The 16223-nt window shown below is 67.6% G+C and carries 14 protein-coding genes; 5 read left to right on the forward strand and 9 right to left on the reverse strand.

The genetic code is table 11. From position 1 onward, the window contains the following. Window positions 1-130 precede the first annotated feature (130 nt). From JHD80_RS09110 to JHD80_RS09125, 4 genes are read left to right on the forward strand one after another with little or no spacing between them, the layout of a single operon-like run. Entirely contained in the window at window positions 131-2194 is a 2064-nt protein-coding gene (locus JHD80_RS09110) for a hydantoinase/oxoprolinase family protein (RefSeq protein WP_199086269.1), read from the forward strand. Window positions 2195-2200: 6 nt separating this feature from the next. Further along, window positions 2201-4189, forward strand: a complete 1989-nt coding sequence (locus tag JHD80_RS09115) for a hydantoinase B/oxoprolinase family protein (protein WP_199086271.1) — start codon at window positions 2201-2203, stop codon at window positions 4187-4189. Then, entirely contained in the window at window positions 4186-4503 is a 318-nt protein-coding gene (locus JHD80_RS09120) for a (2Fe-2S)-binding protein (protein ID WP_465246507.1), read from the forward strand. Before JHD80_RS09115 ends, JHD80_RS09120 begins: the two co-directional genes overlap by 4 nt. Beyond that, window positions 4500-5882, forward strand: a complete 1383-nt coding sequence (locus JHD80_RS09125) for an FAD/NAD(P)-dependent oxidoreductase (protein ID WP_199086273.1) — start codon at window positions 4500-4502, stop codon at window positions 5880-5882. The genes JHD80_RS09120 and JHD80_RS09125 overlap by 4 nt, the downstream gene beginning before the upstream one ends. Before the next feature lie 10 nt (window positions 5883-5892). Here JHD80_RS09125 and JHD80_RS09130 read toward each other — a convergent pair whose 3' ends face one another. The 6 genes from JHD80_RS09130 to JHD80_RS09155 all read right to left on the reverse strand — a co-directional run bounded on the left by JHD80_RS09130 (window position 5893) and on the right by JHD80_RS09155 (window position 11829). After that, on the reverse strand, window positions 5893-6792 hold the full coding sequence (locus JHD80_RS09130; RefSeq protein WP_199086275.1) for a LysR family transcriptional regulator: 900 nt from the start codon (window positions 6790-6792) through the stop codon (window positions 5893-5895). 88 nt (window positions 6793-6880) lie between these two features. Then, the gene (locus JHD80_RS09135) at window positions 6881-8191 is read right to left on the reverse strand and encodes an NAD(P)/FAD-dependent oxidoreductase (RefSeq protein WP_199086277.1); all 1311 of its coding nucleotides are present in this window, start codon (window positions 8189-8191) and stop codon (window positions 6881-6883) included. An 11-nt stretch (window positions 8192-8202) separates the two neighbouring features. Next, the gene (locus JHD80_RS09140) at window positions 8203-8931 is read right to left on the reverse strand and encodes an ATP-binding cassette domain-containing protein (protein WP_199086336.1); all 729 of its coding nucleotides are present in this window, start codon (window positions 8929-8931) and stop codon (window positions 8203-8205) included. 2 nt (window positions 8932-8933) lie between these two features. Further along, complete coding sequence (locus JHD80_RS09145; protein ID WP_199086278.1) at window positions 8934-9590, reverse strand: amino acid ABC transporter permease; 657 nt, start codon at window positions 9588-9590, stop codon at window positions 8934-8936. Between the two features lie 22 nt (window positions 9591-9612). Continuing rightward, window positions 9613-10359, reverse strand: coding sequence for an ABC transporter substrate-binding protein (locus tag JHD80_RS09150; protein ID WP_199086280.1), 747 nt, complete (start codon window positions 10357-10359; stop codon window positions 9613-9615). Window positions 10360-10503: 144 nt separating this feature from the next. Further along, window positions 10504-11829, reverse strand: a complete 1326-nt coding sequence (locus JHD80_RS09155; RefSeq protein ID WP_199086282.1) for an NAD(P)/FAD-dependent oxidoreductase — start codon at window positions 11827-11829, stop codon at window positions 10504-10506. Window positions 11830-12047: 218 nt separating this feature from the next. Between JHD80_RS09155 and JHD80_RS09160 the strand changes: the two genes are divergently transcribed. Next, a complete protein-coding gene (locus JHD80_RS09160) occupies window positions 12048-12536 on the forward strand; it encodes an Lrp/AsnC family transcriptional regulator (protein ID WP_199086284.1) in 489 nt (162 codons plus the stop codon). Window positions 12537-12678: 142 nt separating this feature from the next. Here JHD80_RS09160 and JHD80_RS09165 read toward each other — a convergent pair whose 3' ends face one another. From JHD80_RS09165 to JHD80_RS09175, 3 genes are read right to left on the reverse strand one after another with little or no spacing between them, the layout of a single operon-like run. Continuing rightward, window positions 12679-14346: an ABC transporter ATP-binding protein gene (locus JHD80_RS09165; protein ID WP_199086286.1), complete on the reverse strand. Its 1668-nt coding sequence runs from the start codon at window positions 14344-14346 to the stop codon at window positions 12679-12681. Further along, entirely contained in the window at window positions 14346-15203 is an 858-nt protein-coding gene (locus JHD80_RS09170) for an ABC transporter permease (protein ID WP_199086288.1), read from the reverse strand. The genes JHD80_RS09165 and JHD80_RS09170 overlap by 1 nt, the downstream gene beginning before the upstream one ends. A gap of 2 nt (window positions 15204-15205) precedes the next feature. After that, complete coding sequence (locus tag JHD80_RS09175; protein WP_113252194.1) at window positions 15206-16156, reverse strand: ABC transporter permease; 951 nt, start codon at window positions 16154-16156, stop codon at window positions 15206-15208. Window positions 16157-16223 lie beyond the last annotated feature (67 nt).

A 16223-nucleotide genomic window follows, 5' to 3' on the forward strand; every position in this document is an offset into this window, starting at 1 on the left:
GGTGCGCGGAGCCGTCAAAGACGCGATGGCCGGCAGGCCATAAGTCGAGCCTATGGTCCTGCCCCGCATGTCTCTTGGACCATCTCGCCGCATCCGTGCCAGCTTCCGGCCGCCAGCAAGAGGAGCGGACATGGACGATGGAACTGTGCCGGGTGCGGACTGGAAGGTCGGCGTCGATATCGGCGGCACCTTCATCGATTTCTGCGCGCTGGAGACGCGCTCGGGCCAGGTCGCTTCGCTGAAGGTGCTGACCACGCCTGACGATCCGGGCGCCGAGCTGATGACAGGCCTCTCGCTGCTCGCCGAGCGCGAAGGCCTCGATCCCGAGGCCGTCACCCGTTTCGTCCACGGCACGACGGTCGGCGTCAACACCATCATCCAGCGCAAGGGAGCGCAGCTCGCTCTCTTCACCAATGCCGGTTTCGAGGACGTGATCGAGCTCGCCCGGTTGCGCATGCCGGATGTGTATTCGTTGTTCTGTTCGCGCCCCGACCAGCTCATCAGCCGCGACAGGGTGTTCGGCATTCCGGCCCGCATGCGGTCCGATGGCCGCGAAACGGTGAAGCCCGATCTGAAGGCGGTCGCCGCAGCCGTCGCCGCGGCGAAGGCGCGCGGGGCCGTCGGCATCGTCGTCGCCTTCCTGCATGCCTGGCGCGACGGCGCGCAGGAGGAGGCGGTGAAGGCCGAGATCGCGCAGCTCGCTCCGGAGCTCTTCGTCTTCACCTCGGCCGAGGTCTGGCCGGTGATCCGCGAATACGAGCGAACGACGACGGCGATCCTCAACGCTTATGTCCATCCCCGCATCGCCGGCTATCTGACGGCGCTGGAGCGGCGGCTGGCGGATCGCGGCGTGCCGGCGCGCGCGCTCCTGACCAAGTCGAACGGTGGCGTGATGAACGCTGCCGAAGGCAAGCGCGCTTGCGTCTCCATGCTGCTCTCCGGCACGGCTTCGGGCGTGATCGGCGCGACATGGTTTGCCCGCCAAGCCGGCGAGAAGCGCGTGCTGACGCTCGATATCGGCGGCACATCCGCCGACTTCGCCCTCATCATCGATGGCGAGCCGCAATACGGCACCGGCGAGATGATCGGCGAGTTTCCGCTGTACATCCCGTCCGTCTCGGTCAGCTCGATCGGCATCGGCGGCGGCTCGATCGCCACGGTCGACGGGCAGGGCGTGCTGCGGGTCGGGCCGGAATCGGCCGGTTCGACACCGGGGCCGGCCTGCTACGGACGCGGCGGCGTTGAGGCGACCGTCACCGACGCCATGGTGGTCTGCGGCTGGCTCGGCCATAGCGAGATGGCCTATGGCCAGCTCAAGATGGATGCCAGTCTTGCTCGCGCCGCCGTCGGGCGACTGGCCGAGACGCTCGGAAGGCCCCTCGACGACACGGCGCAGGCCATCCTCGATATCGCCGTCTCCGAGATGTTCGTCGAGGTCGAGAAGCTGTCCTCGCGGGCCGGCGTCGATCTCAAGGACTTCACACTGATGCCGTTCGGCGGCGGCGGCCCGATGCTCGGCGCCTTCCTCGCCCGCGAACTCGGCATGACCAGGCTGCTGGCGCCGCGCCGGCCGGGTGTCGTCTCGGCATTGGGCGGGCTCGTCGCCGATCTGCGCGGCGATTTCGTCCGCACGCTTTTCGCCGAGCTCTCCGCGACGGTGCTGCCGGAGCTGAAGGCGGCCTCGGCTGCGATGGTTCAGGAGGGGCGGAGCTGGCTTGCGGCCCAGGGCCATGCCGGCCCGGCCGATCTCAGGTTCTCGGCCGATATGCGCTATGTCGGCCAGAGCTACGAGATCGAGGTTCCCTTGCAGCCGGCCTGGCTCGAAACCGGTGACCCGGCGGCGATCGCCCGCGAATTCCACCGGACTCACCAGCGGATCTACGATTTCGACGACGCGGACGGCCGGATCGAGATCGTCAACCTGCGCCTCTCGGCCGTCGGTGCGGGACCGGTCCTCACCTTTCCCGAAGCCGCCGAGGTCGACGCGGCCGCCACGCCGGAATGCGAACTCGATATCCATACCGGAGGGTCGCGAAGGGCGGTCGGACTGTACCGCCGCGCTGACCTGCCGCCCGGCAGCCGCTTCGCCGGCCCGGCCGTCGTCGCCCAGGAGGACACTACGGTGGCCATACCTGCCGGCGCGACGGCGCGGATCGACGGCTATCTCAACCTTCATCTGACTTTCGCTGGGTGATATCCGATGTTCGACCGGATGAAGCTTCAGGTGCTCGCGAACCATGCGCGCGCCGCCGCCGAGAACATGGCGCATACGCTGCACCGCACGGCGCATTCCGCCTTCGTCAAGGAGACGGAGGATTTCACGGTGATGCTGATCAGCCGCAGCGGCGACACCTTCGCCGTGCCGATGGAGCTGGGCGCGACCTGGTATCCCGGCCTTTCCTGGGCGCCGGCGCTGGCGATGGTCGACGACTACAAGCCCGGCGACGTCGCCTTCACCAACGACCCCTATTCCTGCTTCGTCGCCACCCATGCTCCCGATACCCATCTCTGGAAGCCGGTCTTTCACGAGGGCGAGATCGTCGCCTGGACGGGCGGCCATATCCACAACACCGATATGGGCGGCGCGGTGCCGGCCTCGCTGTCGCGCGCCCTGACCGAGATCCATCAGGAGGGCATCCGCTTCCCGCCGATGAAGCTCGTCAACGAAGGCGTCTTCGACGAGCAGATCCTGCGGATCATGACGACGAACGTCCGCAAGCCGGACCTGAACATCGGCGACATCAAGGCCCTGGTCGGCGCGCTCAACACCGGCGAGCGCAAGGTGCTGGCCATGATCGAGAAGTTCGGCCGCGAGGCCTTCCTCGGCGGCGTCGAGGCGCTGCTCGACCATGCCGAGGCGCAGGTGCGCGAGGTGCTGCGCGGCATGCCGGACGGCATCTGGGAATTCGCGGATTATGCCGACGAGGACTCGGTCGAGGCCAATCCCTGCCGCCTGAAGCTCAAGCTGACCATCCGCGGCGACGAGGCGGTGCTGGATTTCACCGGCTCCGATCCGCAGCTCGCCTCCTCGCTCAATGTGCCCACGGGCGGCAACCCCCGGCACACGATCCTGCTCGTCGGCGTCTATTACGTCCTCTACACGCTGAACCCCAAGATCCTGCTCAATACCGGCCTGACGCGCCCCTTCACCTGCATCGCGCCGGAGGGAACGGTGCTCAACCCGGTCTTCCCGGCCGCAGTCGGCATGCGCTCGCTCACCTGTGCGCGGTTGCGCTCGGTGATCTTCGGCGCGTTCTCGCAGGCCGTGCCGGAGCGGTTGCCCGCCGCGCCCGCCGGCAACAACTGCATCGTCAACGTGATGACGACGGACGAGCGCACGAGCCGGACCGTCATCGCCGCTGTGAACCCGGTGGTGGGCGGCGGCGGCGGCATGCCGCATCGCGACGGCACCAACGGCTCCGGTGCCGACGCGGCCTATCTCAAGAACACGCCGATCGAGATCACCGAGACCGAAACGCCGGTGGAATTCGTCAAATACGGACTGGCGAGGGATAGCGGCGGCGCCGGGCGCTGGCGCGGCGGGCTTGCCACCGACATGGCCTTCCGCGTTTTCGCGCCGGACAGCCGCATCACCGCCCGCAATCGCGACCGCAGCTTCTTCCGGCCCTGGGGCGTGCTGGGCGGCCGGGCGGCGGGACTGTCGGACATGGTGGTCAATCCGGGCCAGCCGGAGGAGCGGCGGCTCGGCAATATCGACACAGCCGTCCTGCAGCCCGGCGATGTGCTGGAGATCCGCTCGGCCGGCGGTGGCGGCCGAGGTCACCCCTTCGACCGGGAGGCCTGGCGCGTGGCGCAGGATGTCGTGCGCGGCTATGTTTCGCCGGAAGCGGCGGAGCGGGACTACGGCGTCGTCATGCAGGGCGAAGTGCTGGACGAGGACGCGACGAAGGCCCGGCGCGCCCACTGCGCGCCGGTATCCGGCCATTTCCATTTCGGCCCGGAGCGCGAGGGTTACGAGGCGCAATGGACGCCGGATGCCTATGACAGGCTGACGGCCTTGCTCGCCGGCCTGCCGATCCATTGGCGCTTCTTCGCCAAGACGGAGATCTTCCGCCGCATGAAGGGCAGGGCCGGCGCCCAGGGCGTCGATGAGGCCTTTGCCGCAGCCAGGGTCCGCTTCCCGGAGATGCCGGAGTCTCGGCACCCCTTTGCCGAGGCGGCCGAATGAGCATGGCTGCGGGAGAGGCCGGCGGCCGGCTGGTTCGGCTGGCAGAGACGGATCGTGCGCCCTTGCGCTTCTTCCTCGATGGCGCCGAGCGGCGAGCCTTGGCCGGCGATACCGTACTCAGCGCCGTGCTCTCGGTCGCGCCGGCGCTGCGCCGCTCGGAATTCGGCCTGGAGGCCCGCGCAGGCTTCTGTCTCATGGGAGCCTGCCAGGACTGCTGGATATGGCAGGAGGATGGACCAAGGCTGCGGGCGTGCTCGACGCCGTTGGCCGAAGGCATGCGTCTCCTGTCCGACGCGCCGCGAGAATGGCCATGAGCGAGGCAGCCAAGCCTCGGGTCGTCGTCGTAGGTGCTGGGCCGGCGGGCATCCGGGCTGCCGAGGCCCTCGTCGTCGGCGGGCTGGTACCCGTCGTCATCGACGAGGGCGAGCGCGCCGGAGGCCAGATCTATCGCCGGCCGCCGCCGGGTTTCACGCGCCCGCCAGAGGCGCTCTATGGCTCGGAGACTGCCAAGGCGATCGCGCTGCATCGGAGCTTCGATTCCCTGGTGGGGGCCGGCCGCCTCGTTCATCATTCCCGCAGTTCCGTCATCGCCATTGCGGACGGGCGATTGCAGGTCATCGGCGACGCAGGCGCGCGCTGGATGTCCTATGACCGGCTGATCCTCGCCACCGGCGCGATGGATCGCGTCATGCCCATGCCGGGCTGGGAGAATGCCGGCGTCTACGGGCTCGGCGCGATGCAGATCGCGCTGAAGGCGCAAGGCGCCGCGCTGGGGCGAAGCATCGTGCTGGCTGGCTCCGGCCCGCTGCTCACGCTGCTCGCGGTGCAATTGCTCAAGGCCGGAGGGCAGGTCGCCGCGGTCCTCGATACCGCGTCCATGCGCCAGCAATTGCGCGGCTTCTCCGGTCTTGCGGCGCGACCGCTCTTTGCCCTGCGCGGGCTGATGATGCGTCGCAGCCTTGGTCGGCTCTACCATGCCGGCGTCCGGCTGGATCGGATCGAGGCGGATGAGCGCGGCTCGGCCGTCGTGCTCTGGCGGGACGAAGCGGGCCGGAGCCAGCGCACGTCTTGCGACGCGGTCGGCCTCGGCTGGCACCTGCGGGCCGAGACGCGCCTCGCGGACCTCGCCGGCTGCGACTTCGCCTATGACGAGACCTGGCGGCAATGGCTGCCGCAGGCCGATGCCATGGGGCGGGCCGGGCGCGGCGTCTACCTCGCCGGAGACGGGCTCAGGATCCTTGGCGCCGATGGGGCGGAGGTCGCGGGGCGCCTTGCCGCTGCGGCCTGCTTGCAGGATCTCGGCTTGCCGTTCGCAGACATCTCGTCGGAGCGGCGCCGCCTTGCCCGGCTCAACCGCTTCGCGCGCGGTATCGCGGAGGCCTTTCCCTGGCCGGCGGAGGCTGCGGCCGGGTTGCCGGATGACACGGTGGTCTGCCGCTGCGAAGGCGTGACGGCAGGCGAATTGCGCAAGACCGTCGAATTCGGTGGCGGCGAGGTCAATCGCGTCAAGTCGCTCGGGCGTGTTGGGATGGGGCGCTGCCAGGGTCGCTATTGCGAGCTCGCCGCAGCGGAGATCGTGGCCAATGCCGCGGGCCATGCCTGCGCAGCGGCGGCGGGTCGGTTGCGCGGGCAGGCGCCGGTGAGGCCCGCCCCGATCTCTACCCTGATTCAGGACGCAGCTACAGGCGGATAGCGCCGCATGTTCAGGTGCTGTGCGAACGATTGAGGTCCCCGCAGGCCGCGCGCAGGCAATCGCGCATCAATTCATGGCTGGGCGAGAGCGGCCGGTCGTTGCTGGTGAGGATCGCGATCGGCACTTCGATCCGGGGTTCGAACGGGCGGGTCACGACACCGTTGAACTGCTCCCAGGGCAGCAGGCTATCAACGATGGCGATGCCGAGCCCGTCGCGCACATAAGGCAGGGCCGTGATCGACAGGTCGATCTCGATCGCCGGCGCATAGGCGAAGTCCTCGGCCTCGGCCGCGGCCGCCAACAGGCGCCCGGGCAGGGTGTCGGCGCGATAGGAGATCAAGGTTTCGTCGCGGATATCGGCGAAGCGGACGCAGTCGAGCCCCGCCAGCCGATGCTCGGCCGAGACGACGCAGACCAGCGTGGCACGCCCCACCGTCTCGGCATGAATGCCGGCATGGGGCAGGTTGTTCATGGCGATGCCCAGCGACACTTCGCCGTTGCGCAGCATCTCGACGATCGACGTCTGGGAGGCGATCAGCGAGCGCACCACGATCTCGGGATGGGCCTCCCTGAAGGCGGTGAGGGCGCGCGGCACGATCGACATCGACGGGGGCGCCGAAGCGGCGAGCCGGACGAGGCCGGTGCGGCCATGGCGCATGTCGATCGTCCGGCGGCGGAGCGCATCCAGCTCGCCGAAGATATGCTCGGCCTGGGAGTAGAGCTCCTCCGCCTCCTGCGTCGGCACCAGCCGGCCGCGCACGCGGTTGAACAGCTTGAAGCCGAGCTGGTCCTCGGCATGAAGCAGGATCTGGCTCAGGGCAGGCTGCGAGATGTTCAGCATCGCGGCCGCGCCGGTGACCGTGCCGCAGCGCATCAGCGTGCAGAAGACTTCGAGTTGGCGCGCCCGCATCTGTCGTCCCATCAACGGCGATAGCGCAGACATCGCCGCCGCCGGCTCCGATGTCCAGTCTCAAGCGTCTCTGGGATTCCTCCCCGGTCTATCGCTGGTCCCAGCGATCCCGCATTTCGTAGAACAGTACGGCCAGCGGCAGGAACCAGGGCTTGCCGTAATAGAGCGGGCGGCTGCGGAAGGGCAGATCGGCATAGGCGCTGGGCTGTCCCGTATCGCCGAGCATCCGCTGCGCGATCTTGTGGCCGAGCCAGCTCGCTCGCGCGATGCCGGTGCCGTTATAGCCGCAGGCGTAGAAGATGCCCTCCTGCTCGCCGAGATGCGGCAGCTTGTCGAAAGTGAAGCCGGTCTGGCCGTGCCAGTAATGCGTGATCGGCGTCCGTTCCAGCTCGGGAAAGACCTGCAGCATCTGCTTGCGCAGATGCGCGGCATTGGCGTGGGCGACAGTCTCGCCGTTCACCTTGAGCACCCGGCCGCCGAACAGAATGCGCGTCCCGTCGGGCGAGGGGCGATAATAGGTCACGACGCGCTGGCTGCCCGCCAGCATGCGCCGCTTCGGCATGAGGCGATCCATCACCTCGGCCGGGAGCTGGCCGGTCGCGATCAGCGCGCTGCGGATGGGAATGATGCGCCGCTGCAGGAAGGGCAGCAGCGTGCCGGTATAGCCGTTGGTCGCGAGGAGAAGCTGCTTCGCCGCGGTCTTTCGCTCGCCCACAGAGAGATTGAACCCGCTGCCTTGCGGCGAGATCGCCGTGACCCGGGCGCCGCTGACGATCTGCACGTCGAGCCGCCGCGCGGCTTCGGCGAGACCGGCGACATAGCGGGCCGGATGCAGGCCGGCATAGCCCGGCATGGCGAGGCCGCCATGATAGAGTTCGGTGCCGATCTCGCTTTGCTGCTCGGCCCGCGGCACCAGATAGGCATCGCAGGGCATGACCTGCCGGATGCGGTCGAGATTGCGCCCCATCGCCTCGTAGAGACGCGGTGTCATCGCCCCCCGGAAATAGCCGACCACCGCCAGATCGCAGTCGATGGCCTCCCGCGCCACCACATCCTTGACATGCTGCAAGGCGAGAAAACTCTCCTCGACGATGGCGCGCGCCTTGTCCGGGCCATAGGCCATCGCGGTGTCGAAGGTCGCCCAGCCGGGGCCGAGCATCCCGCCATTGCGGGAGGAGGCGCCCCAGCCCGGCGCTTCCGCGTCCAGCACGGTCACCTGCTTGCCGGCGCGCGCCAGGGTCAGCGCGGCGTTGAGCCCGGTGAAGCCCGCGCCGACGATGGTGACCTCGCTCTGTGCCGGAAGTTCTGCCGGGGCCTGCCCTGCAGGCCTCGCGGCGTCCCACCAATAGGGCGTGTCGACCGCGTCGTCGCTGAAGAACGGACCGGACAGGCGTGCCATGCGCGTAACCCTCAGGATGGCAGGATGCGCCGCAGGAAATCCTGCGTTCGCGGATGTTGCGGCCGGCTCAGCACGGCTTCGGGCGAGCCCTGTTCGACGAGGACGCCGCCATCGAGGAACAGCACGCGGTCCGCGACCTCGCGGGCAAACCCCATCTCATGGGTGACGACGACCATCGTCATGCCCTCGTCGGCAAGCGAGCGCATGACGGCGAGGACCTCTCCCACGAGCTCCGGGTCGAGCGCCGAAGTCGGCTCGTCGAACAGGATCGCATCGGGCTTCATGCCGAGCGCCCGCGCAATCGCGACGCGCTGCTGCTGGCCGCCGGAGAGTTGGGCCGGATAGGCATCGATCTTGGCGCCGAGCCCGACCCGCATGAGCAGCTCGCGCGAGCGCGCCAGAACCTCCTCGCGCGGCTCTTTCTTCACGAAGATTGGGCCTTCCGCGACGTTTTCCAGTGCCGTCCGATGCGGGAACAGGTTGAAGCGCTGGAAGACCATGGCGACGCGGGTCCGCACCTGTCGGATGCGCGAGGAGGCGGTGTCGACCCGCTCGCCATGCACGGTGATCTCGCCGCCCTGATAGGTCTCCAGGCCGTTGATGCAGCGCAGGAGCGTCGATTTGCCGGAGCCGGACGGCCCGATAATGCAGACCACTTCACCCTTCTCGACCGCGAAGGAGACGTCGTGGATGACCTCGAGCGTGCCGAAGGATTTTCGGATGTTGCGCAGTTCGATGATGCTCATCGGGCCTGCCTCATGCGGCGTTCGAGCCAGCTATTGAAGGCCGTGAGCGGCAGGCTCATGGCAAGGTAGATCAGCGCCACGAGCGTGAAGATCGTGGTGTTCTCGAAGGTCGATGATGCCAGGAGCTTGCCCTGCAGCGAAAGCTCCGCGACCGTGATCGTCGAGGCCAGCGAGGAATCCTTGAGCAGCATGACCATCGTGCTGCCATAGGGCGGCAGCGCCACGCGGATCGCCTGGGGCAGCACGACGCGCCGCATCAGCAGCCCCCAGCCCATGCCGATCGAGAGCGCCGCTTCCGTCTGCCCGCGGTCGATGGCTTCGATGCCGGCGCGGAAGACCTCGGCCATGTAGGGCGAATAGGCGATGCCGAGCCCGATGACGGCCGCCTGCACGGCGCTCAGCGACAGGCCGAGATCCGGCAGCACGAAATAGATGTAGAACAGGGTGACGATGCCGGGGATGCCGCGCACGATCACGATGATCGTGCGCGCCGTCCAGGCGAGCGGCGCGATACCGCTCACCCGCATGAAGGCCCAGGCCAGGCCGAGCACCGTCGCGAGGACGAAGGCGCCGAGCGTGACCAGGATCGTGAGGTAGACGCCCTGCATCAGGATCGGCAGATACGTCGGAACCTGGCTGAGAAAATGCGTCATGGCTGGCAGGAATGGCGCGCGCTCAGAGACCCCATTTCTTCAGGATCGTGTCGAAGCGGCCATCCTTCTTCATGTTCGCAAGGCTGGTGTCGATCTTCGCCAGCAGCTCGGCATTGCCTTGCTTCACGGCGATGTTGATCGGGCCCGGCACGGACGGCTTGTAGGACTTGACCAACCGCAGTTGCGGGAAGCGCCCCTGCGCCAGGTTGTAGGCCAGGATCGGATAGTCGCCGATACCGGCGTCGAGGCGGCCGTTGGAAACGTCGCGCAGGATGTCGGGCAGGCTGTCATAGGCGTTGACCTCGGCCGGCGCCCCCGACGCCTTGAGGGCGTCGATATAGCGGGTGCCGATCTGGCCGCCGACCTTCTTGCCCTTGAGATCCTCGAAGCCGACATAGTCCTTGGCGTCGTCGGACTTGACCACGAGGCCCTCGCCATAGGCGTAAACGTCCTGGCTGAAGTCGACGACCTTGGCGCGCTCGGGCGAGCCGTACATGGCGGCGGAAATGATATCGATCTTGCCCGAGGTCAGGGCGGCGATCAGCGTCGAGAACTGCATCGGCTGGATCTCGACCTTGAAGCCGGCATCCTTGCCGATCTCCTCGATGACATCGACCATCATGCCCTGGATGGTGTTGGTCTTCGCGTCGAGGAAGGTGAAGGGCGTACCGGTGGGCGTCGAGCCGACCTTGTAGACCGTTTGCGCCTGGGCGGTCGCAGCAGCGACCATCATGCCGAGCGCTGCAACCGTTGTTCTGAACCCGATCATCCCATTCCCCATTTTTGCTTCGTGGACACCCGGTTGTCCGCGCCGGGCCATGCAGCATCCGTACCGGCCGGAGCGAGCGACAAGACGAATTCATGTCGGACCCATAAGACGGACTTATGCGGTCCGATGCGGGCAGGGTGGCAGCTAGAACTCGGCCACCTTGCCGAAGGCGGAGCCCTCCAGCCGCTCCGGCCGATAGGGCCTGGGATCGACGATCGGTTTCGCGCCGGTGACGATATCCGCTATCATGTGGCCGGCGCCGGGGCCGATGCCGAAGCCGTGGCCGCTGAACCCCGCTGCCAGGATGAAGCCTGGCAGGCCGGCGAGCTCGCCGATGGCGGGCACGCCGTCCGGCGTTGAGTCGATATAGCCGGCCCAGCGTGCCGCGACCGGCACGGATTTGAGGGCCGGCAGCAGGGCCTGGGCGCGGGCATGGGTCTCGGCGATCTGGCTCGGATCGGGCGTCGGGTCGAGGATGCGCCGGGCTTCCATCGGCGTCGGCGCGTCGAGCTTCCAACGGCCGAGCGTTTCATGGCCGGATGTCCAGCCTTCGAGCCCGCCGATGGCGAGGTTGCGCCAGCGCCGCATGAACATCGGCACGAACTGGCGAGCGAAACGCAATTGCTGCGGCGTGGGATCGACGCGGGCGCCGCCGCTGATCGCCAGCGTGTAGCCGCCATCGCTGCGACGCGTCACCGAGACTGCGGCCGTATGCAGCGCGTCGGGCAGGCCGGCAGCGCCGGGCGCGACGGACAGAATCGACGAGCGCACAGAGGATTGCGGGAAGCGGATGCCGTACTGGTTGAGGAAGGACGAGGCCCAAGCGCCACCCGCGTGGATGACCGTCCCCGTGCGGATCGTGCCCTTCTCGGTCACGACGGCCGAGACGCGTCCGCCCGCCGTCTCGAGCCCGCGCGCGGCACAGAATTGATGCACGCTGCCGCCGGCCTTGAGGATGCCGCGCGCGATCATCGGCGCGGCGCGGGCAGGGTCGGCGGTGCCGTCCGAGGGCGAGAACACGCCGCCCTTCCAGCGCTTGCCGGTCGCGCTGCCGCGAGCCGAAGCTTCCTCGGTGGTGAGCATATGGGTGACGACGCCTTCGCCGACGGCGAAATCGCGCCATTTCGCCCAGGCCGCCAGTTGCGCGTCGTCATCGCTCAGATAGAGCAGGCCGCAGCGCCGGAAGCCGAGATCCTCTCCGATCTCCTCGGCGAAGCGATCCCAGAGCGTGAGGCTTTCCGTCGCCATCGGCAGCTCGCGGGCATCGCGATTCTGCTGCCGGCACCAGCCCCAGTTGCGGCTCGACTGCTCGGCGCCGATGCGGCCCTTCTCGACGAGCGCGACCTTCACGCCGCGGCGCGCGAGATAGTAACCCGCCGAGACGCCGACGATGCCGCCGCCGATGATGACGACATCGGCACGCTCGGGCAGGGCGGGGCTGGTCTCGATCTCGGACAGTGGCGCTGGCATCGCGGTCTCCTTGCGGAGAGGAGACTATCCGCCGGCCACCGGGCATGTGCACCGCAGATCGGATCGCCGCAGCATTTCATTCCGTTTCGACAGCCTGATTCTGCCATCGCTTGCGCCCGGCACCTGTTAGACACGGTGCAGCGTTCGCGGCATGATCTGCTGCCGGAGTGCCCGCTGGAAGGCGCGGCGTGGCCATCCGTCGATCGAAGGGGACACCGATGAAGCTTGACCAGATCGACATCAAGATCCTCTACGAGCTGCAGAAGAACGGCCGGATCACCAATGTCGAGCTGGCCGAGCTGGTGAACCTGTCGCCGAGCCCCTGCCTGATGCGCGTCAAGAAGCTGCAGCAGGACGGCTACATCACCGGCTATTCCGCCCGCATCAATATCGGCAAGCTCGGCCAGACGCTGACGGTTTTCACCGAGGTGACGCTCAAGAACCATCGGCAGATCGATTTCGCGCGCTTCCTTGCCGCCATCGAGAAGCTCGACCAGGTGATCGAGTGCCATCTCGTCTCCGGCGGCTACGACTATCTGGTCAAATTCGTGACCAGCGGCATCATCGAATACCAGACGCTGATGGAGCGGCTGATCGACCTCGATATCGGCATCGACAAGTATTTCAGCTTCGTCGTGCTGAAATCGCCGATCGTGAAGCCGCATATGCCGCTGACCAGCCTGTTTCCTGTCACGGCGACCAGTTAGGCCCAGCCGATCTCGCGCGGAAACAGGCGCTCATCCCGGGCTTGACCCGGGATCCATCGGAGAATGCAGATCTTATGATGGATTCCGGATCGGCGCCGCTTCGCGGCTTGTCCGGAATGGCGGCGTGCTTCCTTGCGAAAGCTCAGCGCTTCGAGAAGGCGGCGACGAGTTCCGGGTCGCGTTCGAGCTTGTCGAGCCAGGATGGGTCGAGCTTGGGCACCGAGGACATCAGCAGCCGCGCATAGGGGTGGCCGCCAGCCTTGCCGACCTGGTCGGCCGGCAACTGCTCGACCTTCACGCCGCGATACATCACCGCGACCTCGTCGCAGATCGCCTGCACCGTCGTCAGGTCATGGCTGATGAAAAGGTAGGACAGGCCGAGTTCGCGCTGCAGCTCTTTCAGCAATTCGATGATGGCCGCGGCCACCACCGTATCGAGCGCGGAGGTGATCTCGTCGCAGAGGATCAGTTCGGGATCGGCGGCGAGCGCCCGTGCCAGGTTCACGCGCTGCTTCTGCCCGCCCGACAATTCGTTCGGCAGCCGGTGCTTCAGGGCGCGGGGCAGATGCACCAGCTCGAGCAGCCGGTCGATGCGCGCGTCGCGGGCGGCGCCGCGCAGGCGATGGTAGAAGGTGAGTGGGCGGCCGAGGATGTCCTCGATCGACTTGGCCGGGTTGAGCGCGGTATCGGCCGACTGGAACACGATCTGCAGCTTGCGTAGTTCATCGGCGCTGCGGTCCTGCGCCCGCGGTGCCATCGGCTTGCCGTTGAAGGCGATCGTGCCGGAGGAGGGCGGGATGATGCCGGCGATGGCACGCGCGAGCGTGGATTTCCCGCAGCCGGATTCGCCGATGATGCCGAGATTGCGGCCGCGCTCCAGCGTGAAACTGACCTTGTCGACGGCCATGATCAGCGGCCTTCCGTCGGCCTGCAGCTTGCCGTAGCCCGCGCTGATGGATGCAAGCTCCAGCACGGGGCGGGGAGCCGCGCCGTCCGGGCTCGCCACCTGCGCGGGGATGCGCCCCGGCGGCGCGAAGGCTGCGAGCAGTTCCTGCGTGTAGGGATGCTTCGGCGCCGACAAGATCTGCGCTGTCGCGCCGATTTCCTGGATGACGCCCCCTTTGAGGACGACGATGCGGTCGGCGATCTGGGCGACGACGGCGAGGTCATGCGAGACGTAGACGCCAGCCATCCGGCTCTGGCGCATCACGGATTTGAAGGCGCGCAGGACCTCGATCTGCGTGGTGACGTCCAGCGCCGTCGTCGGCTCGTCGAAGATCACCACCTTCGGATCGCCGATCAGCGCCATGGCCGCTGATAAGCGCTGCAACTGGCCGCCGGAAACCTGGTGCGGATAGCGCGCGCCGATCGTCTCGGGCGAGGGCAGGGAGAGCGCACGGAACAGGTCCACCGCCTTGGCTTCGGCCTCGGCACGCGGCATCAGGTCGTGGATGCGGGTGATCTCGATCACCTGGTCCATGATCCGCTGCGCCGGGTTGAAGGCGGCGGCCGCGCTCTGTGGCACATACGAAACCGCGACGCCGCGGACCTTTGCCCGCTCCTTTTCCGACAGTGCGGCCATGTCGCGGCCGTCGACGCTGACGCTTCCGCCGGCGATGCGGCAGCCCGTACGGGTATAGCCGAGCAGCGTCAGCGCGATCGTGGTCTTGCCCGAGCCGCTCTCGCCGATCAGCGCGACGATCTCGCCGGGCGCGATCTCGAAGCTCACCCCCTTGATGATCTCGACGCGGCGGCCGGCATCGGTGGTCGCTTCGACCTTGAGGTCCCGGATTTCGACGAGAGGGCTCATCATTCGCTCCGGTCGCGGATTTTCTGCGGCAGGTTGTCGATCAGCATGTTCACCGCGATCGTCAGGCTGGCGATGGCGAAGGAGGGCGCCATCACGGCCGGCGAGCCGAAGGGCAGCCCGCCGATATTCTCGCGCACCAGCGAACCCCAGTCGGCCTCCGGCGGCTGCACGCCGAGCCCGAGGAAGGACAGGCCGGACAGGAGCAGCACGATGAAGACGAAACGCAGGCCGACATCGGCCAGCACCGGGCCGATGATGTTCGGCAGGATTTCCGCGCGGATCAGATAGCTCAGCTTCTCGCCGCGAATGCGCGCCACCGTGACGAAATCCGCGGTGTTGACGTTGACCGCGAGCGCCCTGGCGAAGCGATAGGAGCCGGGCGTGTAGATGATGCCGAGGATCAGCATCAGCACGGGGATCGAGGAGCCGACGCCGGCAACGGCAACGAGAGCGAACAGCTTGCTGGGGATCGAGCTCAGCGCATCGATGAAGCGGCTCAGCGCCGTATCGAACCAGCCGCCGGTCACGGCCGCCGCCATGCCGAGCGTGACGCCGATGCTGCAGGCGATCAAAGTGGCCGCCAGCGATATGCCGACCGTGTAGCGCGCGCCGAACAGGATGCGCGAGAGCATGTCGCGCCCGAGATAGTCGGTGCCGAGCGGAAACTGCAGGCTCATCGGGCCGAAATAGTCGGTGTCGACGATGTCGCTGATGCCGTGGGGCGTGACATAGGGCGCCAGGATCGCGATCAGCGCCCAGGCGAGGATGACGATCAGGCTGATCCAGCCGGTGAGGTTGAACCGATACCCGGCGCGGCGCTGGCTGGCGGTTGTCGTGTTGGCTGCGTCGATGGCCATGGTCAGCGCAATTTCGGGTTCGACAGGATGGCGATGACGTCCGCCGTCGTGATCAGGAGCAGGTAGACGACGCAGAAGATCATCGCGCAGCTCTGGATGAGCGGCAGGTCCCGCGTCGCCACCGCGTCGACCATCAGCTTGGCGATGCCGGGATAGTTGAAGATCGTCTCGACGATGATGACGCCGCCGAGCAGATAGGAGAGCGACAGCGCGACGGCGTTGACGATGGGGCCGAGCGCGTTGGGCAGAGCATGGCGCAGCACGACCCGCGGGCGCGAGGCGCCCTTGAGCTGCGCCATCTCGACATAGGGCGTATTGAGCGCCTCGACCACGGCGGCGCGCGACATGCGGATCATCTGGGCCGAGATCACGAAGCTCAGCGTGAAGACGGGCATCGCATAGATGCGCAGCATCTCGCCGAAGGAGTGGACGTCCCGCGCGAAGGACAGCGCCGGCAGCCATTTCAGCCAGACGGCGAAGATCAGCACGCCCGCGGTCGCGATCATGAATTCCGGCACCGAGATTACCATGATCGTCGCCATCGTCACCGAGCGGTCGTAAACCGAGCCGCGCAGCATGGCGGAGGTGATGCCGAGCGCGAGCGCGATCGGCACCGAAAACAGCGCAGTCGCCGCCGCGAGCTGGAGCGAGTTGCCCAGGCGCCCGGCGACGAGCTCCGCGATCGGCCGGTTATTGGCGTAGGAGATGCCGAGATCGCCCGTCAGCATGCCGCCGAGCCAGCGGAAGAAGCGCAGGATCGCCGGATCGTTCAGGTGCATCGCCGCGCGCAAGCCCGCCACGGCCTCGGGCGTCGCGGCCTGGCCGAGCAGCACCTCCGCCACGTCGCCGGGCAGGATCTGCGTGGCGCAGAACACCACGAAGGAGACGATCAGCAGCGTCAGCAGCGCGACGAGCAGCCGTCCGCCCAGCAGTGACAACAGGTGAAGGTTCATCGACGCTCCCGCAGCAGACACCTCCAAGCGGAGTGTGGCACGAAATGCGGGCCGGACGCACGCGCCC

It is taken from the genome of Allobosea sp. ASV33 (genome assembly GCF_016428755.1).
Taxonomy (GTDB): domain Bacteria; phylum Pseudomonadota; class Alphaproteobacteria; order Rhizobiales; family Beijerinckiaceae; genus Allobosea.

Bases quoted from the DNA above. Each gene is read 5' to 3' on its own strand.
- JHD80_RS09110 (WP_199086269.1), top strand. From the start codon at position 131: ATGGACGATGGAACTGTGCCGGGTGCGGACTGGAAGGTCGGCGTCGAT.
- JHD80_RS09125 (WP_199086273.1), top strand. From the start codon at position 4,500: ATGAGCGAGGCAGCCAAGCCTCGGGTCGTCGTCGTAGGTGCTGGGCCG.
- JHD80_RS09175 (WP_113252194.1), bottom strand. From the start codon at position 16,156: ATGAACCTTCACCTGTTGTCACTGCTGGGCGGACGGCTGCTCGTCGCG.
- JHD80_RS09115 (WP_199086271.1), top strand. From the start codon at position 2,201: ATGTTCGACCGGATGAAGCTTCAGGTGCTCGCGAACCATGCGCGCGCC.
- JHD80_RS09145 (WP_199086278.1), bottom strand. From the start codon at position 9,590: ATGACGCATTTTCTCAGCCAGGTTCCGACGTATCTGCCGATCCTGATG.
- JHD80_RS09165 (WP_199086286.1), bottom strand. From the start codon at position 14,346: ATGAGCCCTCTCGTCGAAATCCGGGACCTCAAGGTCGAAGCGACCACC.
- JHD80_RS09130 (WP_199086275.1), bottom strand. From the start codon at position 6,792: ATGCGGGCGCGCCAACTCGAAGTCTTCTGCACGCTGATGCGCTGCGGC.
- JHD80_RS09170 (WP_199086288.1), bottom strand. From the start codon at position 15,203: ATGGCCATCGACGCAGCCAACACGACAACCGCCAGCCAGCGCCGCGCC.
- JHD80_RS09135 (WP_199086277.1), bottom strand. From the start codon at position 8,191: ATGGCACGCCTGTCCGGTCCGTTCTTCAGCGACGACGCGGTCGACACG.
- JHD80_RS09120 (WP_465246507.1), top strand. From the start codon at position 4,186: ATGAGCATGGCTGCGGGAGAGGCCGGCGGCCGGCTGGTTCGGCTGGCA.
- JHD80_RS09160 (WP_199086284.1), top strand. From the start codon at position 12,048: ATGAAGCTTGACCAGATCGACATCAAGATCCTCTACGAGCTGCAGAAG.
- JHD80_RS09155 (WP_199086282.1), bottom strand. From the start codon at position 11,829: ATGCCAGCGCCACTGTCCGAGATCGAGACCAGCCCCGCCCTGCCCGAG.
- JHD80_RS09150 (WP_199086280.1), bottom strand. From the start codon at position 10,359: ATGATCGGGTTCAGAACAACGGTTGCAGCGCTCGGCATGATGGTCGCT.